Origin of the sequence: Escherichia sp. E1V33, assembly GCF_004211955.1 — a bacterium.
Taxonomy (GTDB): Bacteria; Pseudomonadota; Gammaproteobacteria; order Enterobacterales; family Enterobacteriaceae; genus Escherichia.
In genome coordinates this window covers 1-2,637 of sequence record NZ_RHJI01000038.1, presented here as the reverse complement: position 1 = coordinate 2,637, position 2,637 = coordinate 1, and the positions used below count along the sequence as shown (strand labels likewise).

Annotated in this window: 3 protein-coding genes; all 3 read right to left on the bottom strand. The window is 51.5% G+C overall.

Annotation, left to right across the window (positions count from 1 at the left end; translation table 11 throughout):
• A partial coding sequence (locus D9742_RS22600) for a replication endonuclease (protein ID WP_130238301.1) occupies positions 1–1,591 on the bottom strand: 1,591 nt, incomplete at its 3' end.
• Positions 1,588–2,445, bottom strand: a complete 858-nt coding sequence (locus tag D9742_RS22595; RefSeq protein ID WP_130238300.1) for a DNA adenine methylase — start codon at positions 2,443–2,445, stop codon at positions 1,588–1,590. The genes D9742_RS22595 and D9742_RS22600, both read right to left, overlap by 4 nt.
• On the bottom strand, positions 2,442–2,637 hold a 196-nt coding region (locus D9742_RS22590), incomplete at its 5' end, for a TraR/DksA family transcriptional regulator (protein ID WP_130238297.1). The genes D9742_RS22595 and D9742_RS22590, both read right to left, overlap by 4 nt.

The window sequence follows — 2,637 nt, the reverse complement described above, 5'->3', positions numbered from 1 at the left end:
CGTATTCGGCGTTATCACGCAGGGATTTACCCGTTTCCTTGCTGATCTCGCCAGCCAGACCACGTCCGTCAATATTCTTACTGATATATTTCGCGATGTAGCTTGTCGGCGTTCCTTTGCGCGGGTTAATCAGCTCAGACTTAAAGCGTGGACCCGTGTTATTGCCCAGCTCCTCGCGGTCTTCACGGATGGCAAACTTACACAGTAATGCAGTGATGGCGCGGCGGTCTTTTTTACGCATGAAGCACATAAGATGCCAGTGCACAGTACCGTCATGGTGCGGCTCAGCCACCCGCACGCCATACCAGCGCAGCCCGGTTTTATGCATTGCCTTACGAAATGCAGCAAACATGCCGACCAGATAATCGCTGCTTTGTCTTACCGTCGCGTTTGTCCAGGTCGGGTTGGGTCTGCCGTTGTTGAGCGTGGAATGGAAACGTGACGGACAGGTGATAGTGTAGAAAACGGCGCAGTCACCACGCATTTCCGCGATAAGCTCCAGACCTTTAACGCAGGCCATCATCTCATTGCGGCGATGTGCCGGGTTGCTGCTGCTGGCGTTTACCACATCCTCCATATCCAGCGTGTCTCCGTCTTCGTTCACCAGTTCATGAGAACGGAAAAACTCCAGCGACTTGCGGCGCTGCTCACGTTTATGCGTCACGGCTTCATAGCTGACATAGGGAGATGCTTTTTTGCTGACCAGACAGACAGCACGCAACTGCTCTTCCCGCCATTCGCAACGCATCCTCCACAATTTTCGATACCACCAGTCGGCGCAAAGCATACGTGCCATCGAACCCGGTATGAGTTCATAGGGCACGGGTTTGCGGCGGTTTCTTTTCCGACGAAGTTTCTCAAACGCAGGCGGGATAACATCCAGACGCAGGGTTTCCGCAGCCACCTTTTCCCATGTCTTGCGGATTTCTTCTGGCTTAACGTCATCGGTGGCGTACAAATCACCACAAGCGGCCTCAAGACACATGCTCATATGCGCTGCTACCAGGGTGGACAGGCGTTTCACCTGATCCTGGCTCATTTCAGGCAGGATCAGCAGACCCTCCAGCCCTTGATGGCTTGCCATAAAACGGAAAGAAACAGATAGCTGACTGTCACGTACACAATCCAGTCGCTCCAGACATGGCTTAATCGTCTCACGCAAATAGCGGGAATAAGCCTTTGGCCTGCCCAGGCTGCTGAAGTATTCGATACGTTGCATCAGCGGCTTGCTGATATGAGAAGGCTGGGCGCTGACATCTGCCAGAATGACCATGTCCGGGTTAAAACGCTGCTGCTCATGCGCCAGCTTTGCCCGGCTAATGAGCTTATCCTGCTCCATTTCGCGCTGGACAGGATCACGGGATTCATTAAAGAAATAACGCTCCCAGACCTGCTCACTCAGTGCCTCGCGGCGCAGTTGTTCCTGCTCGTTATCGGCAGCGTACAGAGTGATCAGGTTTGAAAGTGCAGACTCCGGCGCAACTTCCGCCGGATCCAGATAAGGGTTAATGGCCTTTTTCGGGCCGTTCCATGAAAATGATGCAGCGGCCTCGTTAAAGCCGCTAGAGTTGCTCATATCGTCATGACTCATACACGCACCTCGTACACAGCAGAACTATCCACGCCACGCGAAGGATCAAATCCCGCCCAACAGCGCGCCCCAGAAACAGCAATGATTTCTGTTGCAGATTTACTCTCGCCAGCCGACACGCCGATGCTGCGTTTTGCCTTGATGTAGTGGTGAGTGAAATTGCGATACAGCGAACGAATCAGGGATGTGTCACTGTTAGAAACAATGACCGGATATCTTTCTGATGACCGATGTTCAAGAACAGATGCCAGGTGATACTGGTCATCTTCAGTGAAGCCGTCAGTGTGATAACCGGAAAACGTGCCGTCATAAGGCGGATCGCAATACACCACATCTCCCACCTGCAGCATCGCCAGCGTTTCATCAAAGCTCGCGCAGATAAACGTTGCCCGCTGGGCTTTCTCTGCAAATGCGCAAATTTCTTTTTCAGGGAAATACGGATTTTTATAATTACCGTACGGAATGTTGAAATGCCCGCTCTTGTTATAGCGACATAACCCACGGTAACCATGACGATTGAGATACAGGAAATATACCGCTTTCATGAAATCAGTAATTTCAGTGGAGTAATTAAACTCCTGCCTTATGTTGTAATAAGCCACCTCCCTGTTTGCTTCCTCAAATAAAACTCTGGCGCGAGATATAAACGATTCACAATCAGCGGCAACCTTTTTATAGAGGTTGATTAAATCAGGATTAATATCCGCAACCAGATAGCTGGGATAATCCGTCTCCATCATCACAGCACATGAACCCGCGAAAGGTTCAACCAGTCGCGGGCCAGCAGGAAGATGTTTTTTCAGTTCGGACATAATGGCGGTTTTATTTCCCGCCCATTTCAGGATGGTGCTCATACAGCACCTCCGTTGTAATGTTTGCCTTTCAGCTCTGCGATTTCCTGACAGGTAATGCAAAGCTGCACACCCGGAATGGCACGGCGGCGTGCTGGCGGAATTGGCGCTTCACATTCAATGCAAAGCACGCGTGACACGCCCGGCGTTCTGGCACGGGCAGCACGGATATGACGCTGGCGTTCTTCTTCAACG

Excerpts from the sequence above, each read along its gene's own strand:
- D9742_RS22595 (WP_130238300.1), bottom strand. The coding sequence starts at position 2,445 with ATGAGCACCATCCTGAAATGGGCGGGAAATAAAACCGCCATTATGTCC.